Annotated in this window: 17 protein-coding genes and 2 pseudogenes; 10 read left to right on the top strand and 9 right to left on the bottom strand. The window is 58.6% G+C overall.

Annotated features, from left to right (window positions below):
* Positions 1–368: 368 nt before the first annotated feature.
* Positions 369–764: a hypothetical protein gene (locus KU43P_RS03585; protein WP_317661101.1), complete on the bottom strand. Its 396-nt coding sequence runs from the start codon at positions 762–764 to the stop codon at positions 369–371.
* Between the two features lie 260 nt (positions 765–1024).
* Between KU43P_RS03585 and KU43P_RS03580 the strand changes: the two genes are divergently transcribed.
* The 4 genes from KU43P_RS03580 to KU43P_RS03565 all read left to right on the top strand — a co-directional run bounded on the left by KU43P_RS03580 (position 1025) and on the right by KU43P_RS03565 (position 8193).
* Positions 1025–4855, top strand: coding sequence for an EAL domain-containing protein (locus tag KU43P_RS03580; protein WP_317661100.1), 3831 nt, complete (start codon positions 1025–1027; stop codon positions 4853–4855).
* Positions 4856–5134: 279 nt separating this feature from the next.
* Positions 5135–6388 carry a serine hydroxymethyltransferase gene (gene glyA, locus KU43P_RS03575; protein WP_028625282.1) on the top strand — a complete coding sequence of 418 codons (1254 nt, stop codon included), beginning with the start codon at positions 5135–5137 and terminating at the stop codon, positions 6386–6388.
* A 110-nt stretch (positions 6389–6498) separates the two neighbouring features.
* Positions 6499–7452, top strand: a complete 954-nt coding sequence (locus KU43P_RS03570) for a bile acid:sodium symporter (protein ID WP_317661099.1) — start codon at positions 6499–6501, stop codon at positions 7450–7452.
* A gap of 147 nt (positions 7453–7599) precedes the next feature.
* Positions 7600–8193: a hypothetical protein gene (locus tag KU43P_RS03565; protein ID WP_317661098.1), complete on the top strand. Its 594-nt coding sequence runs from the start codon at positions 7600–7602 to the stop codon at positions 8191–8193.
* Between the two features lie 121 nt (positions 8194–8314).
* Here the strand turns inward: KU43P_RS03565 and KU43P_RS03560 are convergent, their stop codons facing one another.
* The gene (locus KU43P_RS03560) at positions 8315–8542 is read right to left on the bottom strand and encodes a hypothetical protein (protein WP_317661097.1); all 228 of its coding nucleotides are present in this window, start codon (positions 8540–8542) and stop codon (positions 8315–8317) included.
* A 583-nt stretch (positions 8543–9125) separates the two neighbouring features.
* Here KU43P_RS03560 and KU43P_RS03555 point away from each other — a divergent pair.
* From KU43P_RS03555 to KU43P_RS03545, 3 genes are read left to right on the top strand one after another with little or no spacing between them, the layout of a single operon-like run.
* Positions 9126–10658, top strand: coding sequence for a CHASE2 domain-containing protein (locus KU43P_RS03555; RefSeq protein WP_317661096.1), 1533 nt, complete (start codon positions 9126–9128; stop codon positions 10656–10658).
* The gene (locus KU43P_RS03550) at positions 10558–10923 is read left to right on the top strand and encodes a hypothetical protein (protein WP_317663929.1); all 366 of its coding nucleotides are present in this window, start codon (positions 10558–10560) and stop codon (positions 10921–10923) included. Before KU43P_RS03555 ends, KU43P_RS03550 begins: the two co-directional genes overlap by 101 nt.
* Complete coding sequence (locus KU43P_RS03545) at positions 10914–11516, top strand: M48 family metalloprotease (RefSeq protein WP_317661095.1); 603 nt, start codon at positions 10914–10916, stop codon at positions 11514–11516. Before KU43P_RS03550 ends, KU43P_RS03545 begins: the two co-directional genes overlap by 10 nt.
* Before the next feature lie 34 nt (positions 11517–11550).
* On the opposite strand, the gene KU43P_RS03540 is transcribed toward KU43P_RS03545, so the two are convergent.
* Both KU43P_RS03540 and KU43P_RS03535 read right to left on the bottom strand, forming a co-directional pair.
* Complete coding sequence (locus tag KU43P_RS03540; RefSeq protein WP_317663719.1) at positions 11551–12384, bottom strand: IS3 family transposase; 834 nt, start codon at positions 12382–12384, stop codon at positions 11551–11553.
* Positions 12385–12392: 8 nt separating this feature from the next.
* Positions 12393–12752: a transposase gene (locus tag KU43P_RS03535; protein WP_317658071.1), complete on the bottom strand. Its 360-nt coding sequence runs from the start codon at positions 12750–12752 to the stop codon at positions 12393–12395.
* Between the two features lie 33 nt (positions 12753–12785).
* Here KU43P_RS03535 and KU43P_RS03530 point away from each other — a divergent pair, with 33 nt between their 5' ends.
* Positions 12786–13529: a hypothetical protein gene (locus tag KU43P_RS03530; protein ID WP_317661094.1), complete on the top strand. Its 744-nt coding sequence runs from the start codon at positions 12786–12788 to the stop codon at positions 13527–13529.
* Between the two features lie 194 nt (positions 13530–13723).
* Here KU43P_RS03530 and KU43P_RS03525 read toward each other — a convergent pair.
* Positions 13724–13958, bottom strand: a pseudogene (locus KU43P_RS03525) (IS5/IS1182 family transposase); the annotation flags it as partial.
* A gap of 355 nt (positions 13959–14313) precedes the next feature.
* On the opposite strand from KU43P_RS03525, the gene KU43P_RS03520 reads away from it, so the two are divergent.
* Positions 14314–14802 carry an Hcp family type VI secretion system effector gene (locus tag KU43P_RS03520; RefSeq protein ID WP_317661093.1) on the top strand — a complete coding sequence of 163 codons (489 nt, stop codon included), beginning with the start codon at positions 14314–14316 and terminating at the stop codon, positions 14800–14802.
* 10 nt (positions 14803–14812) lie between these two features.
* The gene (locus KU43P_RS03515) at positions 14813–15790 is read left to right on the top strand and encodes a hypothetical protein (RefSeq protein ID WP_317661092.1); all 978 of its coding nucleotides are present in this window, start codon (positions 14813–14815) and stop codon (positions 15788–15790) included.
* Between the two features lie 430 nt (positions 15791–16220).
* On the opposite strand, the gene KU43P_RS03510 is transcribed toward KU43P_RS03515, so the two are convergent.
* The 4 genes and pseudogenes from KU43P_RS03510 to KU43P_RS03495 all read right to left on the bottom strand — a co-directional run bounded on the left by KU43P_RS03510 (position 16221) and on the right by KU43P_RS03495 (position 21835).
* A protein-coding gene (locus KU43P_RS03510) for an IS3 family transposase (protein WP_317661091.1) occupies positions 16221–17371 on the bottom strand; the annotation gives its coding sequence in 2 pieces (ribosomal slippage) (positions 16221–17137 and positions 17137–17371; 1152 coding nt in all).
* 64 nt (positions 17372–17435) lie between these two features.
* A pseudogene (locus tag KU43P_RS03505) lies at positions 17436–17909 on the bottom strand (tyrosine-type recombinase/integrase); the annotation flags it as partial.
* Positions 17910–19145: 1236 nt separating this feature from the next.
* Complete coding sequence (locus KU43P_RS03500) at positions 19146–20582, bottom strand: coniferyl aldehyde dehydrogenase (RefSeq protein WP_317661090.1); 1437 nt, start codon at positions 20580–20582, stop codon at positions 19146–19148.
* The gene (locus KU43P_RS03495) at positions 20579–21835 is read right to left on the bottom strand and encodes an NADH:flavin oxidoreductase/NADH oxidase family protein (protein ID WP_213601760.1); all 1257 of its coding nucleotides are present in this window, start codon (positions 21833–21835) and stop codon (positions 20579–20581) included. The genes KU43P_RS03500 and KU43P_RS03495 overlap by 4 nt, the downstream gene beginning before the upstream one ends.
* Between the last annotated feature and the right edge of the window lie 5 nt (positions 21836–21840).

Below are 21840 nucleotides of genomic sequence, written 5' to 3'. Positions count from 1 at the left end.
ATTTCTTGCCGTTGCCGACAGGCTGGAGCCCAGAATTCTAGGGGGGAAAATTCTCAATCACAAAACGCAACCAAAAACTAATAGCGCAGATTGGGGTATTGAGCCAAAACCAAGCCCTCTAAATAGATAGATAAAGACATCGACGATCGCCCCGGCAAGCGGCCAGGGCGATGTGTTTACGGGGTGTGATTGAACAAAGGCGACCATTCTACGCCAACGCGCGGCGTTTCACAGGGTGGTCGGATGGTGGGGCGGATTGGGGCCGCTTTGCGGCCCATTCGCCGGCAAGCCGGCTCCCACAGAACGCCTGTCGCGAAGCCGTGGGAGCCGGCTTGCCGGCGATGAGGCCAGAACAGGCCTCACATGATTCAGACGTGACGCTGCTTGGCCTTGCCCCGCGGCAACCGGCAACGGTCGCCCTGCTCAGCCAGGCGCGCGGCGTAGGCGGCCTTCACGCTGAAGCCGCCACTGCGGGCTGGCTGTTCAGCAGCCTTGGCCGGCTTGACGGCAGGTGCACTGGCAACCTTGGCTGCCGGTTTCGCCGCAGCCACGACCTCAGCCGGCTCTGCAGCCGCCTTGGCGGTCTTGCGCAGTTCGGCCAGCGACGGCGTCTTGTTTTTCGCGGCAGACGCCGCCTCAGGTTTGACCAGCGAGCGCTGGCACGACTTGCACGATACATCCTCGGTCACGGCAGTGCTGACAAGGGTCTGACTGCTGCGCCCACAGGCGGAATCGAGGCCATTGGTGGAAAAGTGAGTAACCAAAACCGAACATCTCCGAAGCGTTGTCATTGAAGCGGCCGGCATTCTCGCACAGGAAGCAGGGTCTTGCCGAACCCACCGCCTGCGCCGCGACATCCGGCAACAGATAAGCGGGCTGGCACTTTGCCATAATGCCAGGCATGCTAGCCCGTTTCGGGTGTGCGGCCTTATAGTGCGCCACCACGGCCCCGGCGCCTGAAGGCACCGGCACACACCGTGCATAACAAAACCTGCCATCGCCAGCCCAATCGCAGGACCAACGCTTGACCAATCTCAATCATCCGTCGTCGCTGTGCCCTGCAACCTCGGCTCCGGTCGCGTCCCTGCGCGGGTCCATAAAGGGTGCGTTGGCCCTGCTTGCACTGGTTTTGCTGGGTTTGCTGCTGTGGCAGCTGTTCGCCCAGTTCAGCCATACCCAGGCCGACCAGCGCCAGCAGAACCTGGAGGCCAGCGCCGAGCTTGCCGACCACCTGAGCCTGAACATGGCGCTCAAGGCCCAGCAAGCGCTGAATGTGGTACAGCCCTACGTCAAGGCTCCGACGCCGGCCGCCCTGCCCAGCCTGCTGGTCACCCTGCGCGAGCGCCTGCCCAGCCTGCGCGACCTGGCCTGGATCGACCACAGCGGGCAACTGAGCGGCGACAGCCTGGCCGGCAGCCCTGACCGCCAACTGATTGACGAGCTGCTGACGCTGAACCAGGGCCACGCGTTCTTCTTTTCCAATTCACCGGACAACCGCACCCTCTACCTGCTGCTGCGCCAAGCCAGCGAACAGGACCGCGGCTACTGGCTGCTGCGCCTGTCCAGCGACTACTACCAGGCCCTGACCGTGCACCTGGACGGCCCCAACCACCCCCTGTGGTTGCTGGAAAACAGCCGCAGCGGCGAGGTACTGGAGCGCCATGGGCCGACGCCGACCAGCGAAGAGCCGCTGCAAAGCGTGATGCTGGCCTTCATCGACAACAGCACCTGGCAGCTGCGCGGCCTGTTCGATGCCGGCCTTGCCCGCCAGAAGCTGCTGCCGGCGTTGCTCGGCAAATGCCTGCTGGCATTGTTCTGCGCGTTGCTGCCGGTGCTGGCACTGATCAACATGCGCCGCCGCCAGCGCGCGCTGCAGGAAGACCGCCGCCGCTACCAGGAAATCTTCGAGGGCACCGGCGTGGCCTTGTGCGTGCTCGACCTTTCCAGCCTGCCCGGCCAGCTCGACCGCTACCACCTGCGCAACCTCGCCGCGCTCAAGCAGAGCCTGGCCCTGGACAGCAACCTGCGCCGCACGCTGCTGCAGGAACTGAAGATCACCGAAATCAACCAGGTGGCGCGCCAGTTGCTCAACGTCGACTGCAACGAAGGCGCCTGGCAACGGCTGATCGACGGCAGCGGCGATGGCCGCGAGAGCGTCGGCATCCAGCTGATCGATGCGTTGATCGAACAACGCCCCTCGCTCGAACTGGAGGTGCGCCTGCCGGCACCGCTGGGCGGCGAGCTGCACCTATGGCTGATGGCACGCCTGCCGCAGCAGCGCCGCGACTACCAGGCGGTGATCCTGAGCATCAGCGACATCACCAGCCGCAAGCAGGTGGAGCTGTCGCTGCTGGAGCGCGAAAGTTTCTGGTCGGACGTGGTGCGTACCGTCCCCGACCAACTGTATGTGCAGGACGTGCTCAACCAGCGGATGATCTTCAGCAACCGCCACCTCGGCCAGACCTTGGGTTACGACCGCAACGAGCTGGCGCAGATGGGCGAGCGCTTCTGGGAGCTGCTGCTGCACCCCGAGGACGCCGCCAGCTACCAGGCCATGCGCCAGCAGCAGCGCGACACCGGCCACAGCCAGTCGCTGCATACCCAGCTGCGCTTCCGCCACCGCGACGGCAGTTGGCGCTGCTACGACATTCGCGAACAAGTGCTGACCCGCAACAGCGACGGCCTGGTCACCCGCATCATCGGTGTGGGCAAGGACGTCACCGTACAGATCGAGGCCAGCCAGTCGCTGCGCGACAGCGAACAGCGCTACCGCATGCTCGCCGAGAGCATCAGCGACGTGATCTTCTCCACCGACAGCCAGTTGCAGCTCAACTACGTCAGCCCCTCGGTGCAAGCGGTGCTGGGCTACCCGGCCGAGTGGATCTTCGACAACGGCTGGCAGTCGATCATTGCCAACCCCGCCCAGCTCACCGGCATCTACAGCCTGATGGAACGGGTCAGCCGGGCCATGGACGACAGCGAGCAACTGGCGCAACTGCGCCAGCGTCTGCCCACTCAACTGTTCCTGTTCGATTGCCTGCGCGCCGATGGCCGCAAGATCCCCATCGAGCTGCGCCTGGTGCTGATCTGGGATGACCACGAACGCTTCGAAGGCGTGCTCGGCGTAGGCCGCGACATCAGCCAACAGCGCCGTGCGGAAAAAGACCTGCGCATGGCCGCGACCGTGTTCGAGCACTCGACCTCGGCGATCCTCATCACCGACCCGGCCGGCTACATCGTGCAGGCCAACGAGGCATTCAGCCGGGTCAGCGGCTATGCGGTGAGCGACGTGCTCGACCAACTGCCCGGCATGCTCACGGTCGACGAGCAGCAGGAAGGCCACCTACGCTACGTGATCAAGCAACTGCACCAGCGCGGTAGCTGGGAAGGCGAAGTGTGGCTCAAGCGCCGCGACGGCGACCGCTACCCGGCCTGGGTGGGCATTACCGCAGTGCTGGATGACGAAGGCGACCTGGCCAGCTACGTGTGCTTCTTCACCGACATCAGCGAGCGCAAGGCCAGCGAACAGCGCATCCACCGGCTGGCCTACTACGACGCCCTCACCCACCTGCCCAACCGCACACTGTTCCAGGACCGCCTGCATACCGCGCTGCAGCAGGCCGAACGGCAAAAGTCGTGGGTGGTGCTGATGTTCCTCGACCTCGACCGCTTCAAGCCGATCAACGATTCCCTCGGCCACGCCGCTGGCGACCGCATGCTCAAGGACATGGCCCTGCGCCTGCTGGCCTGCGTCGACGACGACGACACCGTGGCGCGCATGGGTGGCGACGAGTTCACCCTGCTGCTGCAGCCGCGTGCCACCCGTGAGATGGCGCTGAACCGCGCCATCCATGTGGCAGAGAACATCCTTGGCAGCCTGGTGCGGCCGTTCGTGCTGGAGAACCGCGAGTTCTTCGTCACCGCCAGTATCGGCATCGCCCTCAGCCCGCAGGATGGCAACGAGCTGAGCCAGCTGATGAAGAACGCCGACACCGCCATGTACCACGCCAAGGAGCGCGGCAAGAACAACTTCCAGTTCTACCAGGCCGAGATGAACGCCAGCGCCCTGGAGCGCCTGGAGCTGGAAAGCGACCTGCGCCACGCCCTCGAGCAGAACGAGTTCATCCTTTACTACCAGCCGCAGTTCAGCGGTGACGGCAAGCGCCTGACCGGTGCCGAAGCCCTGCTGCGCTGGCGCCACCCGACCCGCGGCCTGGTGCCGCCAGGCGACTTCATCCCGGTGATCGAGGAGCTAGGGCTGGTGGTGGACGTCGGCGACTGGGTGCTGCGCGAAGCCAGCCGTCAGCTCAAGGCCTGGCACAAGGAAAAGGTGCGCGTACCGAAGGTGTCGGTGAACATCTCGGCGCGGCAGTTCTCCGACGGCCAGCTCGGCAACCGCATCGCCACCATCCTCGAAGAAACCGGCCTGCCGCCGGCCTGCCTGGAGCTGGAGCTGACCGAAAGTATCCTGATGCGCGATGTGAACGAGGCGATGCAGATACTCGACAGCCTGAAGGTGCTGGGCCTGAGCATCGCGGTCGACGACTTCGGTACCGGTTACTCGTCGCTCAACTACCTCAAGCAGTTCCCCATCGATGTGCTGAAGATCGACCGCACGTTCGTCGACGGCCTGCCCGAAGGCGAACAGGATGCGCAGATTGCCCGGGCGATCATCGCCATGGCCCACAGCCTCAACCTGGCGGTGATCGCCGAGGGGGTGGAGACCCACGAGCAGCTGGAATTCCTGCGCGAGCATGGCTGTGACGAGGTGCAGGGCTACCTGTTCGGGCGGCCGATGCCGGCGAATCAGTTCGAGGCGCAGTTTTCCAACGAGACGCTATTCATGTTCCATTGATGGGGCCTGTATCGGCCTCATCGCCGGCAAGCCGGCTTCCACAAGTACAGCGCAGCCCTCAAAGCCCCCTCCTACCCTGTGGGAGCTGGCTTGCCGGCGATGGGGGCAAAGCCCCCAAAACCGGACCTCAAAGTCAACTCCCGCCCCACGCCAGCCCAGACACGGCGCGGGATTCAACATGAAGCCCATTGGTCCGCGACTTGATGCCACTTCATATGCCAGGCGCGAATCAATCGGTTAGAATGCCCCCCCAATCCCGCCCGATCCTTGAGGACCGTTATGTTCAGCCGTGATTTGACCATTGCCAAGTACGACGCCGAGCTCTTCGAAGCCATGCAGCAAGAAGCTCTGCGCCAGGAAGAGCATATCGAGCTGATCGCTTCGGAAAACTACACCAGCCCCGCCGTCATGGAAGCCCAGGGTTCGGTGCTGACCAACAAGTACGCTGAAGGCTACCCAGGCAAGCGTTACTACGGTGGTTGCGAGTACGTCGACGTGGTCGAGCAACTGGCCATCGACCGTGCCAAAGAGCTGTTCGGCGCCGACTACGCCAACGTCCAGCCGCACGCCGGCTCCCAGGCCAACGCTGCCGTCTACCTGGCCCTGCTGTCGGCCGGTGACACCATCCTGGGCATGAGCCTGGCCCACGGTGGCCACCTGACCCACGGCGCTTCCGTCAGCTCCTCGGGCAAGCTGTACAACGCCATCCAGTACGGCATCGACGCCAACGGCCTGATCGACTACGACGAAGTCGAGCGCCTGGCTGTCGAGCACAAGCCGAAGATGATCGTTGCTGGCTTCTCGGCCTACTCGCAGGTTCTGGACTTCCCGCGCTTCCGCGCCATCGCCGACAAAGTGGGTGCCTACCTGTTCGTCGACATGGCCCACGTAGCCGGCCTGGTTGCCGCTGGCGTGTACCCGAACCCGGTGCCGTTCGCCGACGTGGTCACCACCACCACCCACAAGACCCTGCGCGGCCCGCGTGGCGGCCTGATCCTGGCCCGTGCCAACGCCGACATCGAGAAGAAGCTGAACTCCGCCGTCTTCCCAGGCGCCCAGGGTGGCCCGCTGGAGCACGTGATCGCCGCCAAGGCCATCTGCTTCAAAGAGGCCCTGCAGCCTGAGTTCAAGGCTTACCAGCAGCAAGTGGTGAAGAACGCCCAGGCCATGGCCAGCGTGTTCATCGAACGCGGCTTCGATGTGGTTTCCGGTGGTACTCAGAACCACCTGTTCCTGCTGTCGCTGATCAAGCAGGAAATCTCCGGTAAGGACGCTGACGCCGCTCTGGGCAAAGCTTTCATCACCGTCAACAAGAACTCGGTACCGAACGACCCACGTTCGCCGTTCGTCACCTCGGGCCTGCGTTTCGGCACTCCAGCCGTCACCACCCGTGGTTTCAAGGAAGCCGAGTGCAAGGAACTGGCGGGCTGGATCTGCGACATCCTCGCCGACCTGAACAACGAAGCGGTGATCGACGCCGTGCGTGAAAAGGTCAAGGCCATCTGCAAGAAGCTGCCGGTTTACGGCAACTGATCGGCAATCGCCTGATGTGAAAAAGCCCGGCCTCGTGCCGGGCTTTTTTGTTCAATGTGTCTCGACGTATTACCCTGTGCCGCTTCAGCCCGCCACGCACAGGCCCCGCCTTGACCAGAGCGCAACTCGAAACCCGGCAGATTCCGATCTACTTCGCCGCAGTGATCGTCGCCATCGCCTTCGGCCTGCTGGCCCCCGGCGCAGCACAGCACCTCGACGCCCTGGCCACCCCTTCCATCGCACTGCTGATGTATGCGATGTTTCTGCAGATCCCATTCCTCGACCTGCGCCAGGGCCTGGGCAACCGCCGTTTCATGGCCGCCCTGCTGCTTGCCAACTTTATCCTCGTGCCGCTGATGGTATGGGCCATTACCCGCGGCCTGGTCGCGCACCCGGCGATCCTCATCGGCGCCCTGCTGGTGCTGCTGACGCCGTGCATCGACTACGTGGTGGTGTTCACCCACATCGGCAACGGCGACTCACGCCTCACGCTTGCTGCAACGCCCGTGCTGCTGTTGGTGCAGTTGGTACTGCTGCCGGTGTACCTGACATTGATGCTCGGCGGCAGCAGCGAGGTGACCATCGCCGTCGCACCGTTCGTGGAAGCCTTCGTGTTGCTGATCGTATTGCCGATGGTCCTCGCCGTGCTCACCAGCGCCGGCGCTCGCCGATCGCGAGCGGTGGCCGTGTGGAACGACGCCTGGGCGTGGATGCCGGTACCCGCGATGGCCCTGGTGCTGGTGGTAGTGATCGGCTCGCAGATCGCCGTGGTATGGCGTGATTTCGACCGGTTGCTGCCGGTGATTCCGGTGTATGTGGGCTTCATGCTGATGGCACCGGTGATTGGCTTCATCAGCGCACGGTTGTTCCGCTTGCCTGTGGCCGAAGCGCGGTCAGTCACCTTCAGCGCTTCCACCCGCAACTCGCTGGTGGTGTTGCCACTGGCCTTGGCCCTGCCGGAAGACCTGCGCGGCCTGGCTGCAGCGGCAGTGATTACCCAAACGCTGGTGGAGTTGGTCAGTGAGCTGGTGTACGTGCGGGTAGTTCCCGCCTGGGTCAGATGACTATGGGCTACTTACCCGCTAAGAAGAAAGCCCGGCCTCGGTACCGGGCTTTTTCGTACACAGGCTCATCGGAAGAAGGTCCAAATGCGTCTCCCATTCAAGCCGGCATAGCCTGCTGTTCCTTCAAAGCTGCAACCGGAGACACCCATGCCTGACAATCAATCCCTGTCCTTCACCGCCACCCTGCTGGTCAACGGCTACCCCCTGACCATCCTCGGCGAAGCCACCGAAGGCGCCATCAACGTTCGCCATCCCGACCCTAGCCTGGAGACCATAGACGTCACCCAGGCACTGGGCGTACTGACTACCCCGGACGAGGCCTGGAACGATGCCCGCGAAGCAGCCCATGTCGACTTCCACCTGACGGGCGATGTAATGCCCACCCTGTTCTACTTCCGCCACACCGACGAAGGCTACCGCCTCTACATCAGGGGCGGGGCTCACGCTGGCCAAGGCGTATTCAAAAGCAAATATGGCGTTGCCACGGTCAGCCCTATCGAAGACGTAGACCCAACCCCATGGCAGATTCGCTATAGCCACAACAATCAACCCGTGACACTTGCCGACATGGAGATCGATTTTTCCGTGATCTGCCTCGAATGCTCGGCAAGCGCTAAAACTCTGGCCACGGAACTGATTGCCGAGGGTGAAGGGGCCTATCTCATCACCCACCGCTCCAGACCAGCCACCAGCTTGCGCCTGAACATCCAAGAGCGCGGTGTGGACTGGGCCCGCGGGTAATCCTGCAACACCTGCCCTGTGGCAACGCCTTGCTCCCTTTTTGAAGCAGCGCTTCACTGGACACAATTGCGCTGCCGCAGGCTCCTCAAATTGCAGTTCGGCCGCCTGAAAGCCGGCCTGTTCAGCCCTCGCTCGACGCCTCCTCCAACAAACTTATTTTCCCGCACTGCTCACTGGCCAACCGGCTGATGATCCGGATCGCCTGGTGAATGCCAGCGGTGTTGCGAAAACTCAGATGCGGGTTGTGTTCGCACTCGAGCATCTCGTCGTGCTGCACCAAGGCTTCGCCGAGCAGTTCGAGTGTCCAGGCATAGCTCTGGATTGTGGATAGGCGTTCGAGGTCAGTCATGGGGCACCTGCCTTGGGCTTGGGTGCGACGGGGTGCAGATGGGGTAGAAACGGTGGGGTTTAGGAGGCGCCGGAGGGGTGCGGCGGCGGAGAACGAATGCGAGGATCCTGGATAGATTTGAGATGGGCATGCATGAGACTCCAAGTTTTAGTTGGAGCTGCCACGATCCTTCCTACGGGATTGGGTGGCAGCTGTGCATGGGGTAGGAATACCGGGAAACTTGGAAACCCGGCCAGGCCGAAGCCTGCCCACACACAGCCGCCATGACACAACACGGCAGGCACAAAAAAAGCGCCAGCTGTGGTGCAGGGGCGCCTAATGCGTGCGCCAAGTTTACCAACGGGTTCCTACGCCCGGTCGCGGAATTTGCCGCGACTTAGGAAATTTATCCCCGCGACTCAGGCAGGGCAAGGTTTAAAGCTGTAGGAAACGTCTCTTATTCCATGAATGAAAAGGGCGATATATCGGATTCGCCCCACGAATCTGATCCATCGAGCCGTGATTACCTATTTGAATTTACAAGGTGCGAAACATTTGGATATTCTTTGCCGCAAGTGGCCAAATGACATCATGGAGCGATGGAGTGAGCGTTTTTTGTACGTTGATGTCTTGGCGGTCATCTTTGCGCACGTGTGCAAAGCGCTACTTCAACGTGGCGGATCAGAAAATTGAGCAGTTGCGTCGATTTCCCCTGGTTCGTATAGGGCTGTATCTAGGTCTTGCCTCGTGGGCCATGTTAAGTGACCCTTTCGGCCTGTCCTCTGCTGCCGACAAGGCTTTGTCGGATCAACTCGGTCGATTCCGGGCGTTTGCTTACCCCGTCGCGCCTGCCCCCGTAACAGTCGTCGCCATTGATTACCCAAGCATCGCAGGGTTGAACAATGGTGGAAACGGCTGGATGGAGGCCAACGACTGGCCTTTGACATACGCAGATCATGGGCGAATCTTGCGTGATCTTGCTCTGCCTAAAGGCGGCGAGGCTGCCCCTGCAGCCATTTTCTACGACATCTTCTTCGAGCGCCCACGTGCGACCAGCGGAGATCTGGGGCAGCTCGGTCGAATTTTGAAACGACTGGACGCGGATACTTCTGCGGCGAGAATTCATCTGGCCGGCGGGGGAAAGTTTGTTCCAATCTCTCCACTGTCCCAGGAACAGTTGCAACCTGCCTCGTTGGTCGTCTCAGCTTGGGAAGGCAGTGGTGACCTTTACCCACTTCAGGCGCCTCTGGGATCAACTGCAGAGGCCAAACCTGTAGCCACGGCAGCCAATGCACTCTACCAAGACCTGTGCAAAGCGCGCGGTGATGATTGCCGCTGGGTCGACGCGAGCGACCAGCCTGATATGTCCATTCAGTGGAGTATCACGGCCAGGGACGACTGCCGGGCTGGGCCAATCAGCATCAAGCAGGATGCCGTCGCAATTTTCTTTCGTTTCATTGGCCTCGGAACAACGGTGCAAAACCCGCCTGCCGAATGTATGCCCGTCCATCAGGTGCGCTTGTCACAGTTGTATGGAGAGCACCCGGTCAGCCTCAGGCCGCCGCATCTCAAGCCCGGTGAACCGTTCGTGGTGCTGGTGGGGAACGTAATGCCTAGCCTGAACGACTATGTCGCCTCCCCGCTTTATGGGCAGGTGGCTGGCGTATACCTGCATGCCAATGCATTGGCGAACTTATGTGAAATGGGCCAGAGCTACGTCCGGCAAAGCAGCACTCAGTTGCTGATCTTCTTCTGTTTGTTGGTGGCGATTCTGTTCTGGATGTGGCGCTCCGGCACTCTTGATTACAAGTTCCAGCATCACAAGTGTGTTGGCGCCAAGAGCAGTTCGTTTCTATCAAATGCAATGAGTGCACTGTGGTTATCTCTGATCACCGCACTGCTGGTCTCGTTAACTTTCTATCTGTGCTACGAGCTCCATGCCGCACCTGAAGGATGGATGGCGCTGGCAGCCTTCCTCCCGCTGCTGAGGGAAGCAATCGCAGCGACCGAGTCGAATTACAACAAGGATGCGCCACGTGAAAAAGCGCAACCCGATCTATCTCCTGCTTCTTGCCAGCCTGAGCATCGTTCCGGTCTCGGCCGATACACTGCGGATCCAGAGAATTCTCAACCCTGAACTGGTTGAGGCCGAGTCGGCCAAGGGAGGTGAATATCGGTTGATATCGGAGTTGGGGAATTTGTCTTACCCAATACCGGCCAAGACCGTGGATGGCAATCGCCTGGAGTTTCGCCAAGGCACGGGGGCGTGGAGGGTTTCGCGTGCGGACGTGGAATTGGTCAATGAAAAGCTTGTGGTCGACTCCTGCAGCACCATACCCGTGACCCTGGCCGGCGATGCGAAATCGGCAAGCGTCAAAGGAGCGGGTGACGGATGCAAATAACCAAGCTGGGCGGCTATTTGCTCGCGTTCGCACTTGTAGTGCTCACCGGTTGTGCTGTTGACCCGAAGTACAGCGCGTTAAAACCACTGGAAGGTGCCGATCGGAAGGTCAACATCAACGACATCCGACAATTGCGGCAAATGGACCGCACACCCATCCTGGACGCGAACTTGATCGCGTTCGTGCAACGCGTCCGCCAACGACTGGAAGATGCCTGGGGCAAGCCCTGTGATTGTGTAGTGGTTGTGGACTCTTTCAGCGGCTACGAGGCCTACTCTCTTTCGACGACAACCATTGTGTTGTCGGCCGGCCTCATCGCCCAGGCAAGCTCCGAAGACGAAGTGGCTGCAGTCATCGCACACGAACTCGGGCACGTTTACCAGGGCGATACCACCAAGGGAAGCCAGCAGCAGGCCGCCTTGGACATGGTCAAGCTGGCGGGTTGGGCCACCGGGGCTGGCGGCTACACGCTGCTGTTCGGCGAGACGGTGGATGATATGACCAAAGGCCTCATCTACAAGCGCTGGAGCAAAGAGCAGGAAATAGCCGCTGACCGTTTCTCGGCACAGTTGTTGTTGAAGGCCGGATACTGAACTGGTCAACTAATTTTGGACACCGGTTTAGGTTTTATGCCGCTGCCTTCAGCTTTTTCTCCATGGCTACCGGGGTTTCGTAACCGTTGTAGCTGTGGAGGCGCTTCAGGTTGTAGCGCACCAAGTAAGCCTGGATGTCCGCCCGAGCTTGCTCTTCGGTTTCATAGCCCTTAGCAGGGATCCACTCTGATTTCAGGGCCCCGAAGAAACGCTCCATGGCGGCGTTGTCCCAGCACTGTCCGCGATGACTCATGCTCTGGTTCAGGCTGTACTCTTCAAGTGCAGCCCTGAATTTGTGGCTGGTGTACTGACATCCCTGGTCGGAATGAAACATCACGCCTGTCGGTTTGCCACGGGACTCGGCCGCCATGTGCAGTGCGTTACAGGCCAGCCTGGCGTCCGCAATCATCGAAAATGCCCAGCCGACTACACGGCGCGCATAAAGGTCGATCACAGCGGCCAAGTACAGCCAGCGCTTGCCAACCTGGATGTACGTCACGTCTCCACACCAAACCTCGTTGATCGTCGAAACTTTGAAATTTCGCTTCAGCTGATTCTCAGCAATCAATGCTTCCACGCCTGATGAGCGGTACCGGTGCGGCCTACGCTGCCTGCACTTAAGGTTAGCTTCACGCATCAGCGCACGTACTTTGTAACGCCCAATCTTATGGCCGTCGCGTCGTAACTCCTGGGTTAGCGTCCGCGACCCGGCCGAATCGCGAGAGGCTTTGAAGTGGCCTTCCACAGCCGAGCGTAACTGATCCCGTTCAGGATTTTTTCGGGCTTGGCGCTGGCGCCACGCATAGAAACTGCTGCGCTTGACCCCAAGCACGCGACAGCATTCGACAACACCATATTGCTCACTCAGTTCGTTGATCAGCGAGAACGATCTTTGGAGTCCCGAAGCAGGAGAGCACTGGCCTTTTTTAGGATTTCGATATCTCGATCTTTCTGCCGAACCAGTGCCTCAAGCTCTTGGATTCGATGTTGATCCGGGGTAATGGCCTTGGCTCCAGCTGGCACCTGGCCCTCCCGCTCCTTGCGCACCTGTTCGACCCAACGCCGCAGGGCTGTAGGCCCAATCTCAAGCATTTCGCAGACTTCGGGGACTGACTGGCCACCGTCCAGCACCATCTCGGCAGCCCGGACTTTCTGTTCTTTCGAGTATGACTTTCGCACTGATTTTGCCTCCAATTGGGCGCCATCATAGCGCCCTAAGAAGGTGTCCAAAATCATTAGGCCAGTTCATACTCGCTCGATGGGCTGAAAATGGCTGTACGCCGCCTTGGGCAGTACGGCAAAGGTGTACAACTGGCACAAGCCCCGCAAACGCCCCAATGCGTTACCGGAAAGAACGGCAACTATCAATTCAGCCTGAAGGGCTGCGGCAAGGTGCTGAGCGGTACGAACGAGAGCATCTATCAATCGTCCGAAGGGCGGCTGGAGCCGATCGCGAAACTTGCCGTCAGCCTCCCACCCGAGCAGCGTCGACGCCGCCAAGGCGGGCCGCTTCCCGTATTCACGTCGACTGGCTACATGTTCCGCTTGAATGATTTGGTTTCGAGCAATCGAGAACAACTCAAGGCCACCCTGGCAAAAATTGAAGCGCAGCCCGTGCCCACGACACTGCAAGGCAACGTCGCCGTTACCAACAAACTGGCGATGGCCTACGCAATAGCCGGCGACGCGGAACGTGCAAAATCCTATATGCGCACCAGCTTGCTCAGCACCGGGCGTACGGCCTGGACATTCAACATGCTTTTCAAGGAAGTCGATCGTAACGGTGATCGGAAGCAGGTGATGAAGGCCATCGAAGATTCGCACCTGGAGGTGGGCTATATGGCACAGCTTTTACCTGTGGAGTATTACTTGACCAAGCGTCACGGTTTGCAGGTGTACGAGTTGGTAGCTTATGGCCGCTGTGTGTCCAACGTGGTCGATGATGTGGCCACCTACAACGCCTGTTCCAAATTCGAGAAGTTGGCACAACAGGGGGGTGCTGCGAGTTGGTGAATATTAAATCACCCCGCAGGTAGTTAGAATCAACGCCAGTAAAAGTTCACCAACAGCAATAAGCAGCGTTTTGACGCTGCCAGACCAATTTTCAGCCCTTAATCTCGGCTCAGAACCAGGGCTTTGCCCTGGTTCTTACACACTACCGGCGCACCATCCATAGATTTGACAACACACACAGCGTGGTCAGTTGTGAGCACACTGTGTTTGCTCAAGTGCTTGTAGGTGCTGCGTCGCATCAATCTGCCAGATCGCTGGCCGCCCTTCATGCTCTGGCCTTTTCTCAACGCCGGTGTAGCCTGCGCCGGCACAGGCGACGCTCTCTGCGCCATGCAGCCGTGCAACTTCCGTTACATCGGCCACGTTCGCGACGGTGCCGTGAACGTGATGCACCAGACCCGAGTCAGCATCCGCGCCGATGCATTCCTTGCTTTGCAGGATGTACTCCCTCGTCCGGCACAGACTTTGTGGGAGCTGGCTCCAACCAGGGTCGGTTTGATCTATCGAGCGTTGCATGCATCAGGCAACGCTGGGCTCCCTGTCGAAAACCGTTTAATGATTAAACAAAGAATCTAAACTTCTCCTACATAAATTGGATATCAACGACTTATTTCGACACATCCACTGGGCTTAAACCCGCTAACTTGTAGTCCTTTTCCGAAATACAGTCCCAGCTATTGCCCTCTCTCAATTCGATGCCTAGCCTTGCCCCTCACTGACCGGGCCAAGTCACCCGCCAGCACATAAAACCTTCAGACCCAATGATTGCCAAGGAGCGGTAAGCATGGCATTTGACGCTTATATAAAAATCGACGAAATCCCCGGCGAAGCCCTGGATGAGAAATACACCAAATGGATCGAAGTCACAGGCTATGACTTCGGTGTCAGCCAAAGTACTTCTGCCACTGCAAGTTCAGCCGGTGGTGCGACTTCAGGTCGTACCGCCGTAAGCAACTTCACTTTCACCAAGTTCCTCGACAGTGCCAGTTGCAAACTGATGGAAGCCAGTTGCGCAGGCCAGCACCTCAAGCAAGTCAGACTCGCGCTCTGCCGCGCGAGTGGTGACAAGCTCAAGTATTACGAGATCGCCCTCGAAGAAGTGATCATTGCCGACTACACCCAAAGCGCCGCCAACGGTGTGCCGATCGAAGTGGTCCAACTCGATTACGGCAGGATCAAGACCACCTATACCCAGCAGAAGCGCATCGACGGCTCCGGCGGCGGCAATATCACCGGCGGCTGGGACCGGATCGGCAACAAGAAGTACGCGTGAGGTAATCGCCATGTCTGAAGCCCGCGCGTTTATCAATCCTAGGATGCAGAACTATCACACGCTCAAGGCCGGCCTCGCCCTGACCGGGCATGCTGCCAGCAAGTTCGATGTGTTGAACTCGCATATCTACAACACCGTGGTCAAAAACGGCGAATTGGTCATCATGGGGGATTGGTCCACCCCCTCCTGCACCAGCCACGAGGCCTTCCTGATGTCCAAGGCCGCCATCACGCACATGGGCTTGATGCGCAGCGGGCAGGGCGCTGACGAATTCTTCCTGGAGAATTTCGAACTGCTCAAGAGCTTGCTTGCTCATGCCTCCATAGGCGCAGGCGTGGTCAGTGATGGCTGGAGCAGGCACCTGAAGGCTATTCAGGACACACTGCTGGAAATTGAAAAGCTGCATAAGGAATACCTTGGCTCAGGCACGCTGAAGGCACGTGACCAGTTTTATGCAAGGCGCGCTGCGCTGTTCATGAGGCTGGATGAACAATTGGACAGAATAGCGGCATTCGGGGCAGGTCTGCGCAATAGAGGGTCGATCAAAAGGACACTGGCGATTTCTACGAAGAGCTACCTGCACACAGGGGAGATTGCAGGATATGCAGATAAGGTTGCGGGGGTAAGCAAGGCAGCCAACCTGATAAAAAATGGCACATACCTCGGCATTGCGCTGGAGGTAGCGAGCACAAGTTTATCAATCAATAAAGCATGCACAGAAGGGAGGGAAGAAGAGTGCAGAAGAACCAAAGTTGTAGAGGTTAGCTCACTGACAGGCAGCGTAGGAGGAGGCATTGTCGGTGCCTATGCTGGCAACATACTTGGCGTAGCAGCCTGCGGCGTGGTTTTGGGAATCGCATCGGGTGGACCTGGCGCCATCGTTTGTGGTGTAGCGGGCGGCGCCTTTGGAGGGATGCTAGGCGGGGAGATCGGAAGCAATGGGGGAGAATTCATGGGCGATCTACTTTACGAGCGGGTGATAAAGTGACCACAGCTCATGAAGTTCTGGGTGCAGCATTCATCATACTCATCACCGCGATCTTCATATCCATGTCGATGACGTTTTATTTAACTCATCGCCTGACTGAAAAACTGGAAGCACAGCTAACCCATTGCAAACTGATCAATGACAACAAAAAAATATACGACAACCTTGGTTTTATCGGAAAGGTTTTTCGATTCGGGACAATATCCCTAATAATTGCCTGCCCTAAACCCTATGCACGCAAAGGGCTTGTGGACATTAGTGAAATAGACCAACTACCCAACCATACAAAGAAATTACTTGGCAGACTCGTAATTGTATGCCTAGCACTCTTCCTTGCACTTCTATTATTTAGGGCATGCCTATATTTTACTGAACACTGAAAAATTCTTTGACCAGCACTCAACTTCAGGCATGAATCGCCCCTGGTTTCCTAGACACTCTCCAAGCTCAGAAAATAGCGTTTCTCATACTCTACTGGCGACAGCTGCATAGCACTGCTGTGTCGGCGTTTAGGGTTATAAAACATCTCGATGTAATCGAAAATGTCACTTCGGGCTTCGTCACGCGTTGCGTAGATCTTTCGTCGGATTCGCTCCCGCTTCAAAAGCTGGAAAAAGCTCTCGGCCACGGCGTTGTCATGGCAGTTTCCTCGGCGACTCATGCTGCTAATCACGTTGTTGGCCTTCAGGAAACTTTGCCAATCTGAGCTACTGAACTGGCTGCCTTGGTCTGAGTGAATCATCACTTGCTGCTGTGGCTTGCGTCGCCACACGGCCATCAGCATGGCGTCGATGGCCAGGTCGCTGCACATCCTGGGCTTCATTGACCAACCAATGACTTGGCGTGAGAGGAGATCCAGCACAACCGCCAGGTACAGCCAACCTTCATAGGTACGGATGTAGGTGATATCGGTCACCCAGACCTTATTCGGCTCACTGACCTTGAACTGCCGCGCGAGGTGGTTGGGCGAGGCCACTGTTGGCTTTCCACCGTAAAACCCTGGACGCCGCCGATAGCCAGTTTGCGAACGCAGCCCCTCTGCCTGCATCAAGCGCCCCACCCGATTTCGCCCGCAGGTTTCTCCCAGCTCACGCAGGTCATCGTGAATTTTGCGATAGCCGTACACACCTCCGCTTTCGAGCCAAGCATGTTTGATCAAACCAAGCAGACTATGATCTTCTTTAGCTCGAGCAGATTGAGGCTCGGTCAGCCAGGCGTAGTAGCCGCTGGGATGCACCTTGAGGGTTTGGCAAAGGCGCCGCACCGGGTGATCCGTCGAGTGCTTCTTGATGAAGGCGTACTTCAGTTGCACTCCTTGGCAAAGTACGCGGCGGCCTTTTTTAAGATGTCTCGCTCTTCAGTCACGCGCTTGAGTTCTGCGCGAAGCTTGCGCAGTTCGGCTTGCTGCTCATCGTCTTGCCGACGCTGCTCTTGGGGTTTGCTGTAGAGCTTGATCCAGGCGTAAAGGCTGTGAACGGACATCCCCAGACGCTGGGCAACATCGGCGACAGGCTTGCCTTTCTCGGTCACTTGCTTGACCGCTTCGATCTTGAATTCTTCGGGGTAACGCTGACGACTCATGGCACCTCCTATTTGGGCATCATTATGAGGCTTGGAGGTGTCTACGAAACCAGGGGCGATTCACCTCAAGCGGCTGCATGAGGTCGAAGGTATCCAGATCAACAATGGCGCGTGCGCCGAGCAGCGGGAATACGTGAGGCTTCAAACGACTGAGCACAGTCCGCGAATGGCCAGGCGCCCACTTCACGGACATTTCCTTATGCCAGTCCAAGGCAACGCGCTCGAACGTGTGCCCTCTGACAACCGCCTCGGCCTTGGCCTGCTGCTTGGACGCAATCGGATCAATGCCTTCAGCCAGCATCCGCTTAGTCTCCAGACGCTTCTGCCGAGCATCTGCGAGACCGATGACGGGATAGTTGCCAAACGAGGTCAGCCCCTCGCGCCCATCCGGTTTCACATACCGGAAGCGCCAGCCTTTGCGGCCATTGGGGTAAACGAGGAAGTAAAGACCGTCACCGTCAAAAAGCTTGTATGGGCGGTCAGTAGGCTTGGCCGAGCGGCAGGCGGTGTCGGTCAGGGGAGCAGTAGTACGAGCCATAAGGGTAAACCCCTTTATCGAATCGACTTTATCCCAAACGTTACCCCTAAATCGGCTGGCAGCTGTCGGAATCCGACGTAACGCCATAACGAAAAAACCCGCCAGAAGGCGGGTTTTACGGGGGTTACAGAGATTTGGGAAGCCTTCACTGTTACCTGAACTGGTGCGGAGACAGGAACCAAACAGCAGCACTATTAGCCAATGAACTTGGGAAATATGGCGAGAGAATTTCGAAACGTATCCCTAAACGTACCCCTAAAACTAAAACCACCGCTCTCGTACCGAAGGCAGCGCATCAGCGCTGCCTTCGGCTATCTCATGAGGATTTAGCTTGTGTGGCACGGACGGCAGCAGTAGTAGCACCCATTGATCCTTGCATTGGGCCAGTTCTGCTTAGCCTGACGAACAGCGCTTGCGCAGTCGGTGTGGATACCCAACGCAATCTGGTTGGCGACCTGAGGCATGAAGCTACACCCGGTCGTGGTGTTGTGGACCTCATAATCCCCGTTCTGCTGCTGGTTTTTGTTGATGATGAAAGAAGGCAAGCTCTTACTCCCTGTGTCGTGACGTTGGCCGCTATGGCCTAATGGCTTAATGATGGCCATCAGGACCTAGCGACGAAGTGTAGACACTCCCCGTGATAATGCTTACAAGCAGGACATCAGGGCAGCCTGCACCGAACCGGTTCACTCAGTTTACTAGTTCACTAAGCTGGTGAACCGTCCGCTAACAAAGAGCCGCGGGTTTCCTGCCCCGTATCTGGCCACATCTCTCAGGGTCCCCGGCGGCTCCTAGGATCCGGGAGGTGGGGAATGCCTCAGCCGCTGAAGGCACGACCAGATAGGGGGCATGGGGTCGCTAGATGACTACGAATCCAAAGTGGTGTAACAGGTGTAATGGGTGTAACGAAGAAGCGCAAACCATTGTTCTTAAAGGCAAAAATAGCGTTACACGTTCAAGTCTTCGCTTTGCCCTAGCAGTGTAACAACAGATCCGGTGTAACCATGGTAGACCGCTATCAACCCATAGCGGCCCTTCGTGCAGGGCAGCAATCGGCCAGAAGCGGCCCTTCGTGACAGGCAAAAATCAGCCAAAAGTGCGCTTTATCTGATCACGAATGAAGCACACTGGCGTGTTGTTGCCCACGATGCCCCAGATGCCTCGTCGCGGAGCTTGCCTGCCAACGGACTGAAACAGCTTGGCGCTGGTGTACTTCCTCTACCGCTCGACTCGGAGTTATGGCCGCGCCCGAAGCGTGATTGCTATGGTGAATTTAGCCAGTTTGCCGAAAGGTGCTCTGAGCAGGCTAGGTAGGCTCCAGCGACCCTGGACGAATACTCCCTTGGCATGGCTCATGGAGCGAAACCCCTCGATACCGTGGTAGGCCCCCATACCGCTCGGCCCTACGCCGCCGAATGGTAGATCATCCACAGCAACGTGCAGCAGAGTGTTGTTGATGCCGACATTCCCGGATGTGGTGCGCTTGAGCACAGCCTCGCTGTCGGCATCCATATTGCCGAAATAGTAAAGCGCTAGTGGACGCGGCCTGGCGTTGATGTAGTCGATTACTTCGTCGAGAGAGCGGTAGGTGCGAACCGGTAGCAGTGGGCCGAAGATTTCTTCCTGCATGACCAATGCATCGTCTTCGGCTCCCACGATCAACACCGGAGCCAATGTCCGCGGTCGCTCTGTCGCACGCTCTGGGGTCACTCCTACCTCGATCACGTCTGCTCCCTTTGCGCGTGCGTCTTCGATGAGCGTATGCAACCGCATGTAATGCCTGTCGCTGATGATCGAGGTGTAATCGGGACTGGCTGGGCCTTGCGGATAAGTACGGGCAACAGCGTCGCGGTATTGGGTGATGAACTCGCCCAGGTCGTCTTCATGAACCAGGGCGTAGTCCGGTGCAACGCAGGTCTGACCAGCATTGGATAATTTGCCGAAGACGATGCTTTCCAATGCGCTATGCCCTGTATGGCCTGGCGCCAAGACCACGGGGCTCTTGCCGCCCAGTTCAAGGGTCAGCGGTACCAGATTGTCACTGGCGGCGCGCATTACCATTCGACCTACCTGAGTGCTGCCGGTGAACAGCAGGTGATCGAACGGAAGGCTGCTGAAATAGGCGCCTGTCTCAGGGCCGCCGAGTACCACTGCTACCTCATCGGGAGAAAAGCAACTCGCCAGCATGCGCTGAATCAATTCGCTGGTGCGTGGCGTAAGCTCGGAGGGTTTGATCATCACCCGGTTGCCAGCCGCGAGCGCAGTTGCCAATGGGATGAAGGTTAGGGAGAACGGGTAGTTCCAAGGCGCCATGACTCCAATCACACCTTTAGGCTGGTACTCCACATAGGCGCGGCCGGCGCGATGAAACGCCGCGACATGACGACGTTCGGGCTTTATGAAACGGCGCAGGTGTCGTAACAAGTAGTCAATGGACTGAACCACGCCAAGCAGTTCCATGATGTCGGTTTCATGCCTGGAGCGATTGCCGAAATCAGTACTGATCGCATCCTCTACTTCACGCCTGTGAGCGAGCACCACCGCGCGCAATTTGATCAGGTTGGCCCTGCGTCGTTTGAGGCTGGGTGGCCCGTCGTTAAGAAATGCCCTTCTTTGTTGATCGAGCGTATTGGCGATGTCGATAACTGGGGAGTCTTCTACAGCGACGGTCATCTTGCGTCTCCCAGGCCGTTGTAATGCGCAGACGTTTCAATCCATTTCCGGTACTGGCGAGTGCGAAAGGCCATGAAGAGCTGTTGCAGGATCAGCGCGCGCAACGGTGAAACGCTCGGATCGGGCTTTTTAGCCCGGCTGAGTTTGCGCAATTGAAACTTCACTACTGCCATGTTCGCCAAGGATGCGATGGCTTTGTTTTTCCAGGTGATCGGCGGCAATTGAGGGGCATTCTCTTTGCCCTGCAACCAATCACGAGGCAAGTGCGGATCGATGGCTAACGCCGTTCCGATGCCCACCATGTCCACACCACTCTGCACGACGCTTTCGGCCACCGGCCGGCGACGTATACCGCCGGTGACCATCACCGGCATTTGGGCGACGGTTTGGAGATCACGGGCGAACTCAAGGAAATAAGCTTCGCGAGCGAGGGTGCGACCATCGCGCGCGTCACCCTGCATGGCGGGTACTTCGTAGCTGCCTCCCGACAACTCCACCATGTCCACGCCCAGGTCGTTGAGCAACTCAACTACCTTTTTCGCATCATCGGCGGTGAATCCTCCGCGCTGGAAATCGGCGGAGTTGAGTTTGACCGCCACTGCAAAATCCGCAGAAACAACAGCCCTGACGGCCTTGACGATTTCGAGCAACAGGCGTGCCCGGTTTTCTAGAGAGCCACCCCACTCGTCCGTCCTTTGGTTGGTCAACGGCGAAAGGAACTGGCTCAACAAATAGCCATGGGCAGCGTGGATTTCCACGCCGGTGAATCCGGCTTGTTCGCCCAGACGTGCGGTGTTCGCAAAGCGCTGAATGACTTCTTCGATCACGCCAGCGGTCATCGCGTGAGGCGTGGCAAAACGCTTGGACATTTTACCCAGTTCCAGCGGCACGGCTGACGGTGCCCAGGTTTTTTGCCCAAGATTGGACTGCATCTGCCGACCTGGGTGATTGATCTGCAACCAGAACTGCGCACCGCTAGATCGCCCAATACGCGCCCAGCGCTTGAACTTGTCCAGTTGCTGATCGTCCTGCAACACCACGCCACCCGGCCCGGTCATGGCGCGGCCGTCGACCATCACGTTGCCGGTGATAATCAGGCCTGCACCACCGTCGGCCCATGCTTGATAGAGACGCATGAGTTCTTCGGAGGGTGCCTGGTCAGCATCCGCCATGTTCTCTTCCATGGCGGCTTTGGCGATTCGGTTCTTGATGGTCGAACCGTTGGGAAGCATCAGGGTGTTGAACACATTCATCGAGC

Origin of the sequence: Pseudomonas sp. KU43P, assembly GCF_033095865.1 — a bacterium.
Taxonomy (GTDB): domain Bacteria; phylum Pseudomonadota; class Gammaproteobacteria; order Pseudomonadales; family Pseudomonadaceae; genus Aquipseudomonas.
This window is presented reverse-complemented; position numbering and strand designations above follow the sequence as displayed.